Annotated in this window: 14 protein-coding genes; 10 read left to right on the top strand and 4 right to left on the bottom strand. The window is 43.9% G+C overall.

Features of this window, described 5'->3' with window-relative positions; all coding sequences use genetic code 11:
• Positions 1–4 precede the first annotated feature (4 nt).
• The gene (locus tag R7Z41_RS20025) at positions 5–1,759 is read left to right on the top strand and encodes an ABC transporter permease subunit (RefSeq protein ID WP_005375352.1); all 1,755 of its coding nucleotides are present in this window, start codon (positions 5–7) and stop codon (positions 1,757–1,759) included.
• Between the two features lie 178 nt (positions 1,760–1,937).
• On the opposite strand, the gene R7Z41_RS20020 is transcribed toward R7Z41_RS20025, so the two are convergent.
• A complete protein-coding gene (locus tag R7Z41_RS20020) occupies positions 1,938–2,696 on the bottom strand; it encodes a DeoR/GlpR family DNA-binding transcription regulator (RefSeq protein WP_005375354.1) in 759 nt (252 codons plus the stop codon).
• A 274-nt stretch (positions 2,697–2,970) separates the two neighbouring features.
• Between R7Z41_RS20020 and ltnD the strand changes: the two genes are divergently transcribed.
• The 6 genes from ltnD (at position 2,971) to R7Z41_RS19990 (ending at position 9,110) form a co-directional block, all read left to right on the top strand.
• Entirely contained in the window at positions 2,971–3,879 is a 909-nt protein-coding gene (gene ltnD, locus R7Z41_RS20015) for an L-threonate dehydrogenase (protein ID WP_005375356.1), read from the top strand.
• A gap of 25 nt (positions 3,880–3,904) precedes the next feature.
• The gene (gene otnK, locus R7Z41_RS20010; RefSeq protein WP_005375358.1) at positions 3,905–5,161 is read left to right on the top strand and encodes a 3-oxo-tetronate kinase; all 1,257 of its coding nucleotides are present in this window, start codon (positions 3,905–3,907) and stop codon (positions 5,159–5,161) included.
• A gap of 11 nt (positions 5,162–5,172) precedes the next feature.
• Positions 5,173–5,820, top strand: coding sequence for an aldolase (locus R7Z41_RS20005; RefSeq protein WP_005385078.1), 648 nt, complete (start codon positions 5,173–5,175; stop codon positions 5,818–5,820).
• Positions 5,820–6,596, top strand: coding sequence for a 2-oxo-tetronate isomerase (gene otnI / locus R7Z41_RS20000; RefSeq protein ID WP_005375365.1), 777 nt, complete (start codon positions 5,820–5,822; stop codon positions 6,594–6,596). The genes R7Z41_RS20005 and otnI overlap by 1 nt, the downstream gene beginning before the upstream one ends.
• 61 nt (positions 6,597–6,657) lie before the next feature.
• A complete protein-coding gene (gene denD / locus R7Z41_RS19995; protein WP_005375367.1) occupies positions 6,658–7,617 on the top strand; it encodes a D-erythronate dehydrogenase in 960 nt (319 codons plus the stop codon).
• Positions 7,617–9,110, top strand: a complete 1,494-nt coding sequence (locus tag R7Z41_RS19990; protein WP_005375369.1) for a GntP family permease — start codon at positions 7,617–7,619, stop codon at positions 9,108–9,110. The genes denD and R7Z41_RS19990 overlap by 1 nt, the downstream gene beginning before the upstream one ends.
• Before the next feature lie 266 nt (positions 9,111–9,376).
• Here R7Z41_RS19990 and rcnR read toward each other — a convergent pair whose 3' ends face one another.
• The gene (gene rcnR, locus R7Z41_RS19985) at positions 9,377–9,649 is read right to left on the bottom strand and encodes a Ni(II)/Co(II)-binding transcriptional repressor RcnR (RefSeq protein ID WP_005375370.1); all 273 of its coding nucleotides are present in this window, start codon (positions 9,647–9,649) and stop codon (positions 9,377–9,379) included.
• 135 nt (positions 9,650–9,784) lie between these two features.
• On the opposite strand from rcnR, the gene R7Z41_RS19980 reads away from it, so the two are divergent.
• The gene (locus R7Z41_RS19980; protein ID WP_225477779.1) at positions 9,785–10,861 is read left to right on the top strand and encodes a nickel/cobalt efflux protein RcnA; all 1,077 of its coding nucleotides are present in this window, start codon (positions 9,785–9,787) and stop codon (positions 10,859–10,861) included.
• A gap of 549 nt (positions 10,862–11,410) precedes the next feature.
• Positions 11,411–12,970 (top strand): methyl-accepting chemotaxis protein, encoded by a 1,560-nt coding sequence (locus R7Z41_RS19975; RefSeq protein ID WP_017635256.1) that lies wholly within the window; start codon positions 11,411–11,413, stop codon positions 12,968–12,970.
• 147 nt (positions 12,971–13,117) lie between these two features.
• Here R7Z41_RS19975 and R7Z41_RS19970 read toward each other — a convergent pair whose 3' ends face one another.
• Positions 13,118–14,017, bottom strand: a complete 900-nt coding sequence (locus tag R7Z41_RS19970; protein ID WP_064376759.1) for a LysR family transcriptional regulator — start codon at positions 14,015–14,017, stop codon at positions 13,118–13,120.
• A gap of 141 nt (positions 14,018–14,158) precedes the next feature.
• Between R7Z41_RS19970 and accD the strand changes: the two genes are divergently transcribed.
• Positions 14,159–15,022: an acetyl-CoA carboxylase, carboxyltransferase subunit beta gene (accD, locus tag R7Z41_RS19965; RefSeq protein WP_017821534.1), complete on the top strand. Its 864-nt coding sequence runs from the start codon at positions 14,159–14,161 to the stop codon at positions 15,020–15,022.
• 31 nt (positions 15,023–15,053) lie between these two features.
• Here the strand turns inward: accD and R7Z41_RS19960 are convergent, their stop codons facing one another.
• A complete protein-coding gene (locus R7Z41_RS19960) occupies positions 15,054–16,031 on the bottom strand; it encodes a hypothetical protein (protein WP_318136405.1) in 978 nt (325 codons plus the stop codon).
• Between the last annotated feature and the right edge of the window lie 396 nt (positions 16,032–16,427).

Raw genomic sequence — 16,427 nt, 5'->3', positions numbered from 1 at the left:
CTCGATGTCGTCTGTTGCCAACATGCGCTCTCGTTGGAGCGCTTGTATGCCTGAATGGTTTACGCGTTTTTTGTCGCGCTTCCTGTCACTCGGGGTAGTGGTTGTGCTGGTGGGTTTGATGCCGGATATTGCAGGTATCGACCCAAGCCAATCAATCCTCCGTGCTCGTGCGGGTGCTCAACAATTGCTGACGGCAGAAGCTCTGCAAGCCATTCGAGAGGATCTTCAACTTGACCGCAGCGCTGCTGAGCGATTGTGGGATTGGTTGACGCTTGCCATGCAAGGAGACTTAGGTGTCTCTTGGGTGAGCGGCGCATCCGTGATGGAGAGCGTTCAACAAACCGCAAAAACGTCGTTACTACTGATGCTTACAGCGCTGGGCATGGCATTTGTAATGTGCATGGCGAGCGTGCTTTACACTGTGCGTCGTTGGCAACAGAATCGTTTAGACAAACATCATGACACGCTCAGTTCGGTGTTGGTTTCACTGCCGGAATACGTGATTGCTTCGCTGCTGATCATGGTGTTTTCCATTTGGTTGGGTTGGTTCCCACCTTATGGTTGGCAAGGCGTGCAAAACCTCTGGTTACCCAGTTTGGCAATGGCATTGCCTGCTGCTGGTTTGTTCGGTCGTTTGCTCAATGACAGCCTCAAGCGTGTATTAGATGAACCTTGGGTGATCACTTGGCTATCGGCGAACGTCAGTAAGTTTCAAATCTTACGCTTTGCCTTGTGGCGTGCCGTTAGTAACTTGATTCCTCAAATCGCAATGACGGTGATTGGTTTAACCGGCGGTGCGGTTGCTGTGGAACAGGTGTTTTCCATTCCGGGTATTGGACGATTGATCTTAGGTGCAGCGAAGTCACAAGATCTGCCGATGCTGCAAGGTGGCTTGTTGGTGTTGCTGGTGTTCTCGATGTTGATCAGTAGTGCGAGCATCTTATTGCAACGCTGGTTACTCGGGCACAGTGTCACAAGTGGCAAGCTGATCAGCAGTCACAGCACGTTCCGTTTTACCCAAAGCACCACCAAACGCATCGTCAGTGCCATAATCTTTGCCTTGCTGATTGGTTGTGCGGGATGGGCGTTAATGCGCGATCCTTACACCATCCAATTTACCCGCCTTGAATCGCCAAGCTTGGCTGCCCCGTTTGGTGCCGATGCGGTCGGGCGAGATCTGCTTGCTCGCGTTGGTGGCGGTATGATGTCGACAATCAAAATGGGCATCATCGCGACGTTCCTAAGTTTGGTGATTGGTTTGCTGCTCGGCTTCGTGACTCGTTATAGCCAAGGCTTAATTGAGATCACCAAAGGTGTGCCATACATCGTGGCGGGTCTACTGATTGCTGGTCTAACGGGGATGAACCCAAACAGTGCCTTGATTGCGATTGTTATGGTGTCATGGGCACCATTAGCGGCGCACTGTGCGAGCTTGTTGATGGAAGCCAAAGCGCAGCCATATACGCATCTTGCGCCCATTTGGGGAACCAGTCAGTGGCGAGTACTCCGTTACTACTTGTTGCCTTATGTGCTGCCGCCATTGATTCGTCATGCGTTTCTGCGTTTGCCTTACATTACGCTTAGCCTGACGTCTCTGAGTTTTATCGGACTTGGCGTTAAGCCGCCCGAACCTGAGTGGGGCTTATTGATTGCTGAAAACTTGCCTTACATAGAGCGCTCACCATTGGGTGTCTTGCTGCCAATCTTAGGCTTAGTTTTGATGGCAATTGCGGTGAATTTGATTTTTGATGACAAGTGACGAGCAGCGATAAAGCGAAGTGAGCTTCCATATCCCAGATGTAATCAGTAATTTGGTAATTTAGAAAACAAAAGGATGTGTTTTCTGCCAGAAAGTACACAGCACGGTCTATGTATATTGGAAGCACCTATAAATTAACGAGTATAAAAGTTACGCGAACTCAGATATTTAGGTAGTGTTACTCTTTATACACACGTAATCCTTTATCCGTTAATTCTTGAGTGACCACTTCGGATAGGTTTCGATCGGTAATAATTCCGTCCAATTGCTCGATGTCTAATGCATGAAAGCTCGCTATCTGACCGTATTTAGTTGAGTCTGAGATCAGATAATTGGTTTGTGCCGCCTTGATGATTGCTTTTTTAACGAGAACTTTATTTTCATTAGGTGTTGATAAGCCTTTCAAGCTCCAAGATGAAGTCGAAATAAAGGCGATATCAATATTTAGCCCATTCAAGAACTCTGCGACTTTTCCTCCAATGGTGGATTGGTTCTCGCGGTCAATTTTTCCCCCAGTGTGGTAAAGCTCACATTCACTGTGCGTCATAAGGAAAGCAGCAATAGAGAAGTCATTGGTGATCACTAAAAGATCATTACGATTTGCTATTTGATGGGCGATTTCTAGAGAGGTTGTTCCCGCATCCAAGTAAATCGTAGCGTCTTGACCAATTAACGTAGCCGCCAGCTTACCAATTTGAATTTTTTCATCCGCTTGTTGCTCGACCTTCGCATCATGGGAAAGTTCGGAATGTAGAGCTTGAGCGAGTTGCACTCCACCAGAAACAGAAACGACTTTACCTGAGGATTCAAGCTTCACGATATCACGACGAATGGTCATATGTGATACGCCAAGGTGGTCGGTTAAATCTGAAATGCTTAACACTTCTTGATGTGATAACAGGGATAATATGGTTCTTTGACGTTCTGCTGGGATCATAGTTTCACTTCTATATTCTTGTTTTTCAGTATCCTACCAATCTTTTCATTTGTTGTGAATATCTGTGAATTATGTTCTCAACGTTGTAAGAACAGCCTTCGCTTGTGTTAACTGCTCGGAATATCTCTGCCCATAAAGAGGTATATATCATGACATTGTTAATTTGTGTGAAAAAATGTGATTCAAAGCGAGGTCTTAGTATTAATCTTCACATATAATCACATCAACCAAACAAGAATTAACAAAGTTTAATAGACCAGAAGGCATTGTTTTTATGAGTGAAGTTCAATCTGTAGGTGTTATCGGTTTAGGCTCTATGGGAATGGGCGCCGCAAAGTCATGTGTGCGTGCAGGCCTAGATGTCTATGGTTTCGATTTAAATTCTCAAGCGCTTGAAGAGTTAGGTTCATTCGGTGCAAAAGCTGTTTCTACAAATGCAGTTGAGTTTGCAGATAAGCTTGATTCGGTTCTAGTTCTTGTTGTGAACGCAGCTCAAGTTAACACGGTCTTGTTCAAAACCGGTCTTGCTACAGCGCTTAAGCCGAATACGCCAGTAATGGTTTCAGCAACCATCTCAGCAGAAGACGCAAAACAAATTGAAGCGAAATTGGCAGAACACAATCTTGTGATGCTTGATGCACCGGTATCTGGTGGTGCTGCAAAAGCAGAATTAGGTGAGATGACTATTATGGCGTCGGGAGCGCAAAGCACATTTGATGCACTTGAACCAGTACTCAACGCAACGGCAGCTAAAGTCTACAACATCGGTGAAGCGATTGGCCTAGGCGCAACTGTGAAGATTATCCACCAATTGCTAGCAGGTGTTCATATCGCAGCTGGTGCTGAAGCAATGGCATTAGCGGCACGTGCAAACATTCCTCTTGACCTGATGTACGACGTGGTGACGAATGCAGCGGGTAACTCTTGGATGTTTGAGAACCGCATGAAGCATGTAGTTGATGGTGATTACTCCCCTAAATCTATGGTCGACATCTTTGTGAAAGATTTAAACCTCGTATCGGACACAGCAAAAGATCTCAAATTTCCACTTCCTCTATCAAGCACAGCACTAAACATGTTTTTGAGTGCAAGCAATGCTGGTTTTGGCCAGGAGGACGACAGTGCCGTTATCAAGATTTTTGATGGTATTGAGCTTCCAGGTGTAGAAAACAAACAGAAATAAGCGCACGTAAAACGGAGAAAAAATGATGTTATTAGGCGTTATCGCAGACGACTTTACTGGCGCAACAGACATCGCAGGTTTTCTTGTAGAAAACGGCATGCGCACAGTTCAGCTTAACGGTATTCCAAAAGAAGAGATTGATGTAAACGCAGATGCGGTCGTGATCAGTCTTAAATCTCGCTCTTGTCCTGTAGATGAGGCAATCGAGGATTCAGTAGCGGCGCTTAAGTGGCTGCAAGCAAATGGCTGTCAGCAGTTTTACTTCAAGTACTGCTCAACGTTTGACAGCACAGCAGAAGGTAACATTGGTCCTGTAACGGATGCACTGCTTGCAGAGCTAGGTGAAGCGTTCACCATTGTATGCCCATCATTACCAGTGAATGGTCGCACAGTTTACAACGGCCATCTATTTGTATTCCAAGACTTGCTAAGCGACTCAGGTATGCGTAATCACCCTGTGACACCAATGACTGATTCAAGCCTAGTTCGTATGATGGATGCTCAATCTCAAGGCAAATCTGGCCTGGTGAACTTCCAAATAATTGAACAAGGTCCAAAAGCGGTAATTGGGCGCTTTGAAGAGCTAAAAGTACAAGGCAACCGCTATGCAGTGGTTGATGCATTCAATGCAGAGCATCTTGTCACACTTGGTCAAGCGGCGAAGTCTCTAAAACTGGTAACTGGTGGTTCTGGTTTGGCTGCGGGTATTGCTAAGAACTGGATAGAGAACCTTGAAGATCAAAGTGATGCGAAGCAAGAGGGGAACCCTAAAAAGGCACCAACCGTTGTGTTATCTGGATCTTGTTCTGTCATGACCAACCAACAGGTCGCTGTTTACAAAGAAAAAGCGCCACACTTTGCTATTGATGTGAAGGCGTGTCTGACGGAAGAAGATTACTTAAATCAAGTGTTTGATTGGGTCATGACCAACATCGAAAGCGAGTTCGCACCACTGGTTTACGCAACCGCAGATGCAGCGGCGTTAAAAGCGATTCAACAAGAGTTTGGCGCGCATGCTTCAAGTCACGCGGTTGAACAATTCTTTAGCCAACTTGCAGTTAAACTTCAGCAGAACGGTGTGAAAAATTTCATCGTTGCGGGTGGGGAAACCTCAGGGGTTGTAACCCAAAGCCTAGCCGTAAAAGGTTTTCATATCGGTCCTCAAATCGCACCAGGTGTACCTTGGGTGAAGTCACTTGAAGGCGAGCTTTCTTTGGCTCTGAAATCGGGCAACTTCGGCGATGAACACTTCTTTGCCAAAGCACAGTCGTTTTTTGAATAGGTGAGGTTGTGATGAATAAAGAATTGATGACAGAACAACAACTGCGAGAGCAAATGGTCACTATGGCGCGCTCTATGTTTGAACGTGGCTATGCGACTGGCGGCGCTGGCAACCTTTCTCTAAAACTGCCTAATGGACACTTTCTGGCAACGCCAACTGGTTCTTCGTTCGGCCGCTTGATTGCTGAAGAGCTTTCGGTTGTGGATATTGATGGCAACCATATCTCTGGTGAAAAGCCATCAAAAGAAGTCGCTTTTCATCTGGCGATTTATCGAAATAACTCAAAGTGTAATGCGATTGTGCATCTGCATTCTACTTACTTGACGGCGCTTTCTTGTCTTGAAGGTCTAGATCGCGAGAATGCCATCAAAGCTTTTACACCTTACTTTGTAATGCGCATTGGCGAACTGCCAGTGATTCCGTACCTGCGCCCGGGCGACCCTCAGATTGCTGAAGAACTTGCGCAACGGGCTAGTGACTACCGAGCTTTCCTCCTGGCGAACCATGGTCCAGTGATCACGGGTACGGACTTTGAAGATGCAGTGGATAACGCAGAAGAGCTAGAAGAGACAGCGAAGCTAGCGTTCATTCTTAAAGACAGCAACATCCGCTACTTAACGGATACTGAGATTCAAGACCTAAAAGGGAGAGGTAAGTAATGGCTAAATTCGCGGCAAATCTGACAATGTTATTCACAGAAGTTCCTTTTCTAGATCGTTTCGAAAAAGCACACCAAGCGGGCTTCAAAGCGGTGGAATACCTTTTCCCATACGCATTCGAAGCGCAAGAACTAGCAAGCAAGATACAGCAGTTTGGTTTTGAGCAAGCGTTATTCAACATGCCTCCAGGTGATTGGGATGCAGGTGAACGAGGTTTTGCAGCTATTCCGGGGCGTGAGGATGAATTTAAAACGAGCGTCGAGACTGCGCTGATGTACGCCAAGGCACTGAACTGTAAAAAGGTTCACGCTATGTCTGGCATTGTTGATTCACGCTTCACTCGTGATCAGCATATTGAAACCTTTATCTCAAACATTCGTTATGCAGCGGATAAGTTTGCCGAACATGGTGTTGAGCTGATGATTGAGCCACTCAACAATCGCGATGTACCGAACTACTTCGTTGCACATCAACGTGAAGCGGTGGAACTCATCAAACAAGTGGCTCGTCCAAACGTGAAATTGCAGCTCGATCTCTATCACGCACAAATTATGGACGGTGATCTGAGTACGTTGATTCGCGATGTGGCGCCATACACAGGCCATATTCAAATTGCTTCTGTGCCTGAAAGGCACGAACCATCGGAAGGCGAACTGAATTACCCACACCTATTCAATGTTTTGGATGACTCTGGTTACCAAGGCTGGATCGGTTGTGAATACAACCCAAGGCATAGCACGCAGCTGGGCCTTAGTTGGGTTAAACCATACCTATAACAATTTTAATTTCTATCCATAAATAACTTGAAACCAATTACAAAAACAAAGGGTCGTGACTATGAATATTATCATAACTGGAGGGGCGGGTTTTCTCGGAACCCTACTTGCCAAATCACTACTAAAAGAAAACAAAGCTGAAAGTATTACTATTGTCGACATTCAAAAGTCGCGCTTAGAGGGCATTGATGACCGAGTCGTTTCTTTAGTCATGGATATGACAAAGCGAGAAAATATAGACCAAGTTATTACTGCCGAAACGACACACATTTTTCATTTAGCGGCAATTGTATCGAGCCATGCTGAGCAAGATTTTGATTTAGGCGTAGCTGTAAACCTGACGACCACACAGTTATTGCTTGAGCGTTGCCGTAAAGTAAACCCTAATATTCGTTTTACGTTTGCTTCATCTTTAGCTGTATTTGGTGGTGATCTTCCGGAAACGATTACACCAATAACAGCACTTCATCCTCAGTCATCCTACGGGACGCAAAAAGCTATAGGTGAGTTATTGGTGAACGACTATGCCCGTAAAGGCTTTGTTAAAGCTGTATCCGTACGTTTACCGACTATTTGTATTCGCCCTGGGAAACCAAACCTTGCCGCTAGCTCTTTCGTAAGCGGAATTATTCGTGAGCCTTTGAATGCTCAAGAATCAAATTGTCCTGTAGACCCTACGCTAAAACTTTGGATATCGAGCCCGTCTAGAGTGGTGGACAATATTCAATATGCAGGGCTAATGCCTTATGAGCAGTTAAATAATCTGTCCTATAGAACGCTTAATTTACCTGGTATTCAAACTACACCAGCTGAGATGATTCAAACAATGGACACTCTAATGGGTAAACAACTTTCTAATTATATTACCTATGAGCATGATGCGGGTATTGATCGTATTGTGAGTAGTTGGCCACAAAAAATTGATTGTACTAAAGAACTGGAGCTTGGATTTAAATCAGACAGTAATTTCAAGGATGTATTACAACAATTTATTTCTGTTAACAATATGGAGATTGTCTAATGTTACCAACCTCAGTAATTGGACTAATAGTAGCCGTATCAGTCCTTGTTTTTCTTGTATTACGTACAAAAGTACATGTGTTAATTGCGATGTTAATTGCGGCATGTATCGCAGGTATTATTGGTGGGTTAAGTGTTGACGACACGATTGCGACCGTTAGCAAAGGATTTGGTGGAACATTAGGCGGTATAGGGATTGTCATCGGTCTCGGCGTTATGATGGGGGCTATTTTAGAGGCTTCTGGAGCAGGAGAAAGTATTGCCTATAATTTTATAAAGTGGTTAGGAAAAAAGAAAGAAGAGGCCGCTCTTGCTGTAACTGGCTATATTGTTAGCATCCCAATCTTTGTGGATAGCGCGCTTATCATTCTTTATCCAATTGCGAAGTCTTTGTCAAAAACGTCCAATCGCTCGATTTTAACGCTTACGGTTGCTCTGGCGGGCGGCTTGGTCGTAGCGCATCACGCTATTCCGCCGACTCCAGGACCTTTGGGCGTTGCTGGTATCTTTGGTGTCGATCTTGCCAGCATGTTAGGTTTTGGTTTGATGATCGCAGCGCCTTGTGTCATGGGTATTGTTTGGTATGCAAGATGGTTAGAAAAGCAGTTTCCTGAATTCATTCCAACCGAACATTTCTCGAAGTCTAGTGAGCAACTGATTAATGATCACAAAGAGTACATTGCAAGTAAAGAAGCGAAAGACCTACCATCTTTAAGTAAATCTATCGCTCCAATTATTATCCCTATTTTACTTATACTTGCGAAATCAGTGATGGGTTTATTAGAGGGGACTTTCGGTTTCGAAGGGCTGACTGCAACAACATTTGGTCAATTTATCGCTTTTATCGGCAGCCCTACTATTGCACTATCAATAGCGACGTTACTAGCGGTTTACACATTGGGTAATAACCTTACCAAAGAAGAAGCGAATGAAAAGATGGAACAAGGAATCTCCACTTGTGGCATCATTTTGTTAGTAACAGGAGCTGGTGGCGCGTTAGGTGCCGTATTGCGTGAAACGGGTGCGGGCGCAGAGATTGCCAACCAAGTTGCAGGGCTTCCTATTTCTGCGGTTATGATTCCATTTATTATTGCGACGTTAGTTCGTATTATTCAGGGCTCTGGTACAGTCTCCATGATAACCGCTGCTTCTATATCTGCCCCAGTTTTAGTGAATATTCCTGACGTTAACCTTTTATTCGCAGCGACGGCAGCTACGATGGGATCTCTATTTGCTGGCTACTTTAATGACTCGCTATTCCATATTGTTAATCGATTAATGGGGGTGACTGAGGTTAAGAAACAACTCATTATTTGGACTATTCCAACAACAATTGCTTGGGCTATTGGTGGTTCATTAGTCATGATTCTTAACTTATTCTTCGGATCTCATGGTTCAATCTTTGATCCTGTGTTACCACTTGCTGTACTTTTGGGGTGTGTTGCATTTACAAAATCTTACAGCGCTAAGCACGTCGAATTACAAGAGGTATAAAGGTTTACTTGTACTCTTCCATAAAGTAAAAACCTATCACAATATGTATTTTTATCAGATAGTTTAGAGTTTTTTAATAATATGAACGGCCCTATGTTTGGGCCGTTTTAGTTCTTATAAATAAACTATTTAACTTGAACCGATATAGGTTCCATTTTCAACTTAATCAATATGAAATGGAATTTTTATTTCCCGCTTAGTAAGCGACTACCTATAAAGGATATATTCGAGTTTAACCCTAGTGACTTTACTCTAGCGAAGTAGGGTTACTTTATATAAGAGTCCAGTACTTTTAATACGACTTCCATATCTTTTTCACGTTGAGTTTTGTCTTCCTCAAGTACAACGTGCTCAAGTAAGTGACCTTTAATTACTTCTCGCATCAAACCATTTACTGCTCCCCGAATAGCGGCAATCTGCTGCAACACATCTTGGCATTCATGCTCTTCTTCCAGCATTTTTTTAAGTCCGTTCACCTGACCCTGTATTTTACTGACTCGAGTGTTGAGCTTCTTTTGATCTCTGGTTGTATGCGACATGTCTTATCTTCTTTACGTTACGGGCCGAGTTATTCTAACTGATAATGTAGCACTCAATTTATACTGGGGGGTAGTATTTAATACTAGGGGGGAGTATAGTTTGCGATAAATTAGAATCAACAACAGAGAACAACAATGGATTTTGTCGCGTTACTACAACAAGGTAATGGGTGGTTCTTTATTCCCAGTGCCATTTTGCTTGGCGCCTTGCATGGTTTAGAACCTGGGCACTCTAAAACGATGATGGCGGCGTTCATTGTCGCGGTGAAAGGAACGGTCAAACAAGCCGTGATGCTGGGTTTAGCTGCCACACTTTCTCACACTGCAATTGTATGGTTAATCGCTGTTGGCGGGATGTATATTAGCCAGAAATTCACCGTTGAAGCGGCTGAACCATGGATGCAACTTATCTCTGGGGTCATTATCGTGACAACCGGCGTATGGATGTTTTGGCGGACATGGAGCGATGAGCGAGCTTGGAACAAAGTTCAGGATCATGCTCGCGATTGGACGACGCAAGTTGTGGATACAGGACATGGGCATGTTTCGCTTTCGATTACAGAGGAAGGGGAGCATCACCGTTTCCAGTTGCGAACACTCAGCGGTAAACCTTTAACTGCTGAAGGTATCAAGGTTTCGGTATCGAGTGATGGTTATCAACCTGCTGATATTTATCACTTTATAGAGCGTGATGGATACTTGGAATCGGCGTCTTGCATTAAAGTCTCTAATGGACTTTCTGTCACTTTGATCATCGGGCACCATGATCATACCCATGACTTTGATGTACATTTCCGTCCTGGTTCTCATTTAGAAAGCGAAGATAAGGAATATCAAGATGCTCACGAACGCGCTCACGCTTTAGACATTCAAAAACGCTTTGAGAATCGAGACGTGACGAATGGGCAAATTCTGCTGTTTGGATTAACGGGCGGTTTGATTCCATGCCCTGCTGCGGTAACGGTTTTGCTTATCTGTTTGCAGCTTAAGGCAATGACTCTTGGTGCGACATTAGTTGTGTCATTCAGTATTGGCTTAGCCTTGACTCTGGTTGCTGTTGGCGTTGTGGCAGCAGTGGGCGTGCAAAAAGCGACATCTAAATGGAGCGGTTTGAATGATGTTGCACGTCGAGCTCCTTACTTATCGGGCGTCTTGATCAGTGCAGTTGGTTTGTACATGGGTATGCATGGATACATATCGCTGACAAGTTAAACTCTGTGGTAAAGATTCTTTTCCTTTCTTTTTGCATGGGTAATAGCTTCATGCCTTGGTTTGCCTATTTTGCTGCCGATTCTTGATTGAGAATCACTCGATCTGACATCGCTGCCATATCTACAAACCAAGTCATTCTCGCTTCACCAAGCATCTCGGATTACAACCGCTGCAATTGTGGCTCTAATATCTGAACCTGAGATACTAAATGATAAAACGGGAGCACTGACCACAGCGCTCCCGACGGCAAAACGCTAATTAGAACTCTTTTCTTTAATGTTCGATACCAATTTGGTCGCATAGTTAAATTTAACTATGCAAACGTTTCCTTTTGCGTACTCGTCCCTTCGCCAAACCTCGTAGAAATGTGACGTTTTGAAGACTTTTTTTCCTTCTGTCTAAAGTAATCGGGAACCAAGCAGATACATAGTTATAAAGTTATGTCTTGCTCTGCCAAACAGACCCAAAATGCAGTTTGGTTGGTTTTGGAGAAGAAAGGCTTAGCGCTCGATTAATGAGCATCAATTGAATTGTATTGAGACAATTATAATGAAAAGAATCATCTTATTAGCAGTCTGCGCCATGTTTGGTATTGCTGTCGTGGCGAGTATGGCATCAACGTACCTAATTTCGAGTCAGAAAATCGATGACATCATCTTAAACAAATCCCAAGTTCAAGCTGAGTTTCTAGCGGGAAATGCGAGTTATATTTTGGAGAACTCAGCCAATCCAATGCAAGATTTACAATCGCTTGTTGAGGGGCTGAAACAACGTTCAGACGTGAGTTATGCCGTTGTAATTGACCGTAACGTAACGGCAGTAGCCCACAGTGATAAGCACAAGCTGAACAAAACCTATAACGATGAATATACTGTTGAAGGCGCGACGAGAGGTGTTCAACAGTACTCAAAGTGGTATGCCGATGTCCAGAAAGTATGGGTGTTTGACATCATGGCACCAATTTATGTGGATGGTCAGTTATACGGTACTTTTGATATTGGTATTCCTATTACCGAAGTGAGCCAAGCGACGAATGGAATTATTACTTACCAGTTGATCTCTATGGTGGCGATCTTCGTTATGTGTGTTTTGATTCTGTCACTTCTGCTAAATAAACTGATGAGACCGCTTTCTGCGCTTAAAGACGCTCTACAAGACATCTCAAAAGGAGACGGAGACTTAACCGTTCGTTTGCCAGCGAAAGGTAATGACGAAGTCGCGCAAATTTCTTCTGCTTTCAACGTTTTTGTTGGGAAAGTACATGAGATTATTACACAAGTTGTAAATACTGGTGTGGAGCTTAATAGTTCAGCTGTCGCTTTGCGTGGGCAATCTCAGCAAGCGCTCACAAGAGGGCAAGAGCAGAACGAGCAAACCATGCTGGTTGTCACATCCATGAACGAAATGATTGCGACGGTCAATGAAATTGCCTCCAATGCTGCCGGAGCGGCAAATGCTGCGAGTGCAGCAAGTAATGAAGCGCAAGATGGCTACACGACGCTAGAAAGAACCAAAACGGCGATGACTAATCTTGAAAACGAGATGAACAGCACTTCCAACATTATCGTGAGTCTTGCTGAAAATACTCAGTCAATTGGTAGTATTCTAGAGGTGATTAGAGGTATTTCGGAGCAAACCAATCTATTGGCTCTCAATGCGGCTATCGAAGCGGCACGCGCTGGTGATGCCGGCCGAGGTTTTGCAGTAGTCGCTGATGAAGTTCGCAACCTAGCGACTAAAACGGCTCATTCTACCGATGAAATTGACAATATGATTCACCAGCTACAAACTGAAGCTCAAAGTGCGGTGAATTCAATGAGTAATAGTAAGACTCTTATTGAAGAAGGAACGGCAGAAACTGAGTTAGCTCGACAGGCTTTAGAAGCAATAGCTGCACAAGTGACGACTATTTCAGATATCAATACTCAAGTAGCAACCGCAACAGAACAGCAATCAACGGTAGCAAACGAAATTAATATGAACATGGATACCGTCAGCCACTCAGTGAAAAGTGCGCTAACAGCGAGTGAGCAACTAGAAGAATCAAGTCAACAACTCGCGGAGCTATCGCGAACACTCGATCGTCACGTAGGAGCGTTTAGAATCTAAACGCCAACTGACCCTCTTTAATAAAAGCCAGTAAATGTTAATTGCTGGCTTTTTTATTTGAAAAAATCGAGTCTCAAATCGCTTAGCGGTGTTTGTCCTTTCTAGACGATAAAACAGAATACGATAAATTAGTTGAGTAAAGCTTAGCTAGGCGTTAAGTTTTGCGTTTTGCTTTAAATGTTCAACAAACATAGATATTTTCTTAGCTACATGTTTTCTTGACGAGTAAAAGGCGTAAAGCACTAAATCCTCAGGTTCGTACTCTAGAGTGACGATTTCTAGCTCACCATTTTTGATCTCATTTTGGCATGACTCAATTGGCAATATTGCGTATCCAAGCCCTGATAACGCGCCATATCTGGCGAGATGACCGCTGTTTACTTTGAATGAAGATTGCACAGTTTGAGTAATATGGCCCCCAGCAGGGTTTCTGAATACCCATGGTGCACCATTTACTGCGGTAAGCGTCGTGATGCAGGGAACATGACTTAGATCCGTAATTTTGTAAGGGGGGGCGTATTTCTCAATTAGTTGAGGCGCGGCTAAAATGGCACTGGGCCAGCGTTTTATCTCTCTCGCCACCCAGTTACTGTCTGACAAAGTCCCTCTATGAAAACTCAAAATGACATCAAAGCTGTCAATAACATCATCTTTAGGGTTTAGCGTTGTATCGCAAGACAAAGAGATTGACGGGTATTGCGTGCAAAAGGTGACAACCGCTTTGGCCAGTACAGGTGTGTCTGGCATAAGAGTTCGCAGTTCCCCTGTTACCGTGTGCGAGTGGCGCGTTACAGTTTCTAGTGCGGCGTTGAGTTGCTCCAATAACGGACGAGTGCTGCTATAGAGCTCTTCTCCAGCCTCGGTGGGCGTCATTCGCCTTGTTGTTCTATTGAACAACCTAATGTTTAACTTTTCTTCAAGCAGGGCAATGTGTCGGCTGATATTTGATGTTGGTATATTCAAACACTCAGCGGCTCGCTTAAAGCTGTTGTTCTCATAAACACAGTGAAAACTTTTTAACCAGATTTGGTCAACGTTATCAAACATTTCATTATCCCACTTTATTGGATTATCAAGCCAGCATATCGCACTTTATCCCTGTACTAAGTTACATACAATTTTATTTACAAGTTTAAGCGAACAAACAACGAGATATCGCGCTAGAACGTAATCAATAGTGGTGAATTTATGAGCTGGTTAGAACGGTTATTTGAGAATAAAAATATAATAGGTTCGCGCAAAGCGTCTATCCCTGAGGGCGTTTGGACAAAGTGTCCTGAGTGTGAACAAATACTTTATCGTGCCGCGTTAAAAGAAAATTTGGAAGTATGCCCTAAATGCTCATATCACATGAGAATGGCTGCGCGTCAAAGGTTGATCTCTTTTCTGGACCATGGAACACAACAAGAGTTGGCAAGTGAGTTGGAGCCACAAGATATTTTGGGTTTTAAAGACTTAAAGCGATATAAAGAGCGAATTGCTTTAGCACAGAAAACGACTGGAGAAAAAGATGCGTTGGTGGTGATGGAGGGCAAGTTATTGGGGCTGCCTGTTGTTGCGTGTGCATTCGAATTCTCTTTCATGGCAGGCTCGATGGGCGCAGTGGTTGGCGAGAAGTTTGTCCGAGCAGTTGAAAGCGCAATTAATACAAAATCTGGGTTAGTATGTTTTTCCGCTTGCGGAGGGGCGCGCATGCAAGAGTCTTTGGTGGCACTCATGCAAATGTCAAAAACCAGCGCCGCGTTAAACCACTTATCTGAGCACAGATTACCCTATATCTCAGTATTGACGGACCAAACTTATGGTGGCGTCTCGGCGAGTTTAGCCATGTTAGGAGACATCAATATTGGTGAACCTAAAGCAAGTATTGGCTTTGCGGGAAGACGGGTCATTGAGCAAACGGTACGTGAAAAGCTACCAGACGAGTTTCAGCGAAGTGAATTTTTACTAGCGCATGGTGCGCTAGATATGATTGTCGATAGACGTGAAATGCGCGATCGCGTTGGCCGCTTACTGGCTAAGTTAACCAACGCGAGGGTGGTCTCAGAATAGGTTGTATTAAAATTAGACTTAGTACTTGCGTTTATTGAGCCGTAATCATTACAAACCGTTCATTTTGCCCCCATCTTGGTTCCGCATTCATTAGGCTGAGATCCAACGCCGTTTGGTATGGGTCAACAGCAAAATGGTTGCTTACTAACCCCCAGAGCATCCAGTTGATTGCGGTTTCATTCTCGGTAAGCTCTTCGAGTGGCGCTTGGAGGAAAAAGTACTCATCTTCGCCATCGTAACCGAGCCGATCATAGATAATGTTGCGTAGCTCTCGATCCAAATCATGTTGGAGGTTGATTGAGTCGTACAGTTGCTCTTCTGTTGGGCCATTCTCATGGTGATAAACATTGCGTTTTGACTCTTTGTGTAAAGTACCTGCGCCAGTTTCAATGCTTACTTTCTTTTGCGAGTGTTGCTCAAGAACTTGAATGATTTCATCCTCTAGTTGATCGAGTTTACTCAGCAAAACTTGATTGTTTATGTCACCAGCGGGGGAGGCCATCGTTTGGAAGGCTTTCACTCTCTCGTAGACTGCTTTCCCGTGAGGAAGGGCTGCAAAACACTGTTCTTGGAGCGCTTCATTGGCTTGCCAAATGCCCGAGTAGAGCTCGTAATCATGTGTATATGGTGGAAGCTCTTCAGTATCTTCCACTAATAATTCTCGCCAGTGCTTTTGCCACTGTTCTTCTTTTGCGTGTTTTACACGCGCGTATTGCTTAACCCAGCGGTTACGAAGTTTTACCCCAAAAATGGCAAGTCCCCATGGAGCGAGCAAATAAAAATAATAGTGAGAAGAGTTATCCCAAAAGTAACCGTAAACGTAAACACCAAAAGCAAGCACCCAAGTTCCAATAGTACAAGCAATAACCCCGGACATTATTGATGATTGGCGCTTTGTTTCTCTTAATGTATTACCTTCAGCACATAACCAAAAAATGCCGCCAAAAACAAAGGCAAACGTTGTCATGAAGTAGGCAATCCCCGCTCCCCAAAATCCCCAAAGTGACATGTATTATCCCTAGCCAAATATCTGCTTTATTCACTCATCAATGACTGGAGGAGTAAATGTGTTTGATTTGGCGGAGAATTTACCATTAATGCCAACCTTTTGATATGCACTCGATGACTTATTGGGAATGAGTCACAAATAAAAATAGATGGTATCAAGCATCAAAATTTAATTTAGAACCTTTGATTTTCGTGAACTCTATCTGGAAGAGTTAAGAGGGGCGTTTAAGGGCAATTTTCCTCATGAAGTCGTTATTTAGAAAAAGGTAAATTAATGTTTTTATTGATAATTGTGAGTTTTTTGGGAGTGGGATTGCTCCCATTTAATTAGAGTAAAAGACCTATTTTTGGGAGCGGTTTCATAAATTTTATGACACTGATTTCACTGTTTGAGCTG

It is taken from the genome of Vibrio sp. 1457 (assembly GCF_033340195.1).
GTDB classification, from domain to species: Bacteria; Pseudomonadota; Gammaproteobacteria; order Enterobacterales; family Vibrionaceae; genus Vibrio; species Vibrio alginolyticus.
The sequence above is the reverse complement of the archived record's forward strand: the minus strand, read 5'-3'. Positions and strand labels throughout refer to the sequence as shown.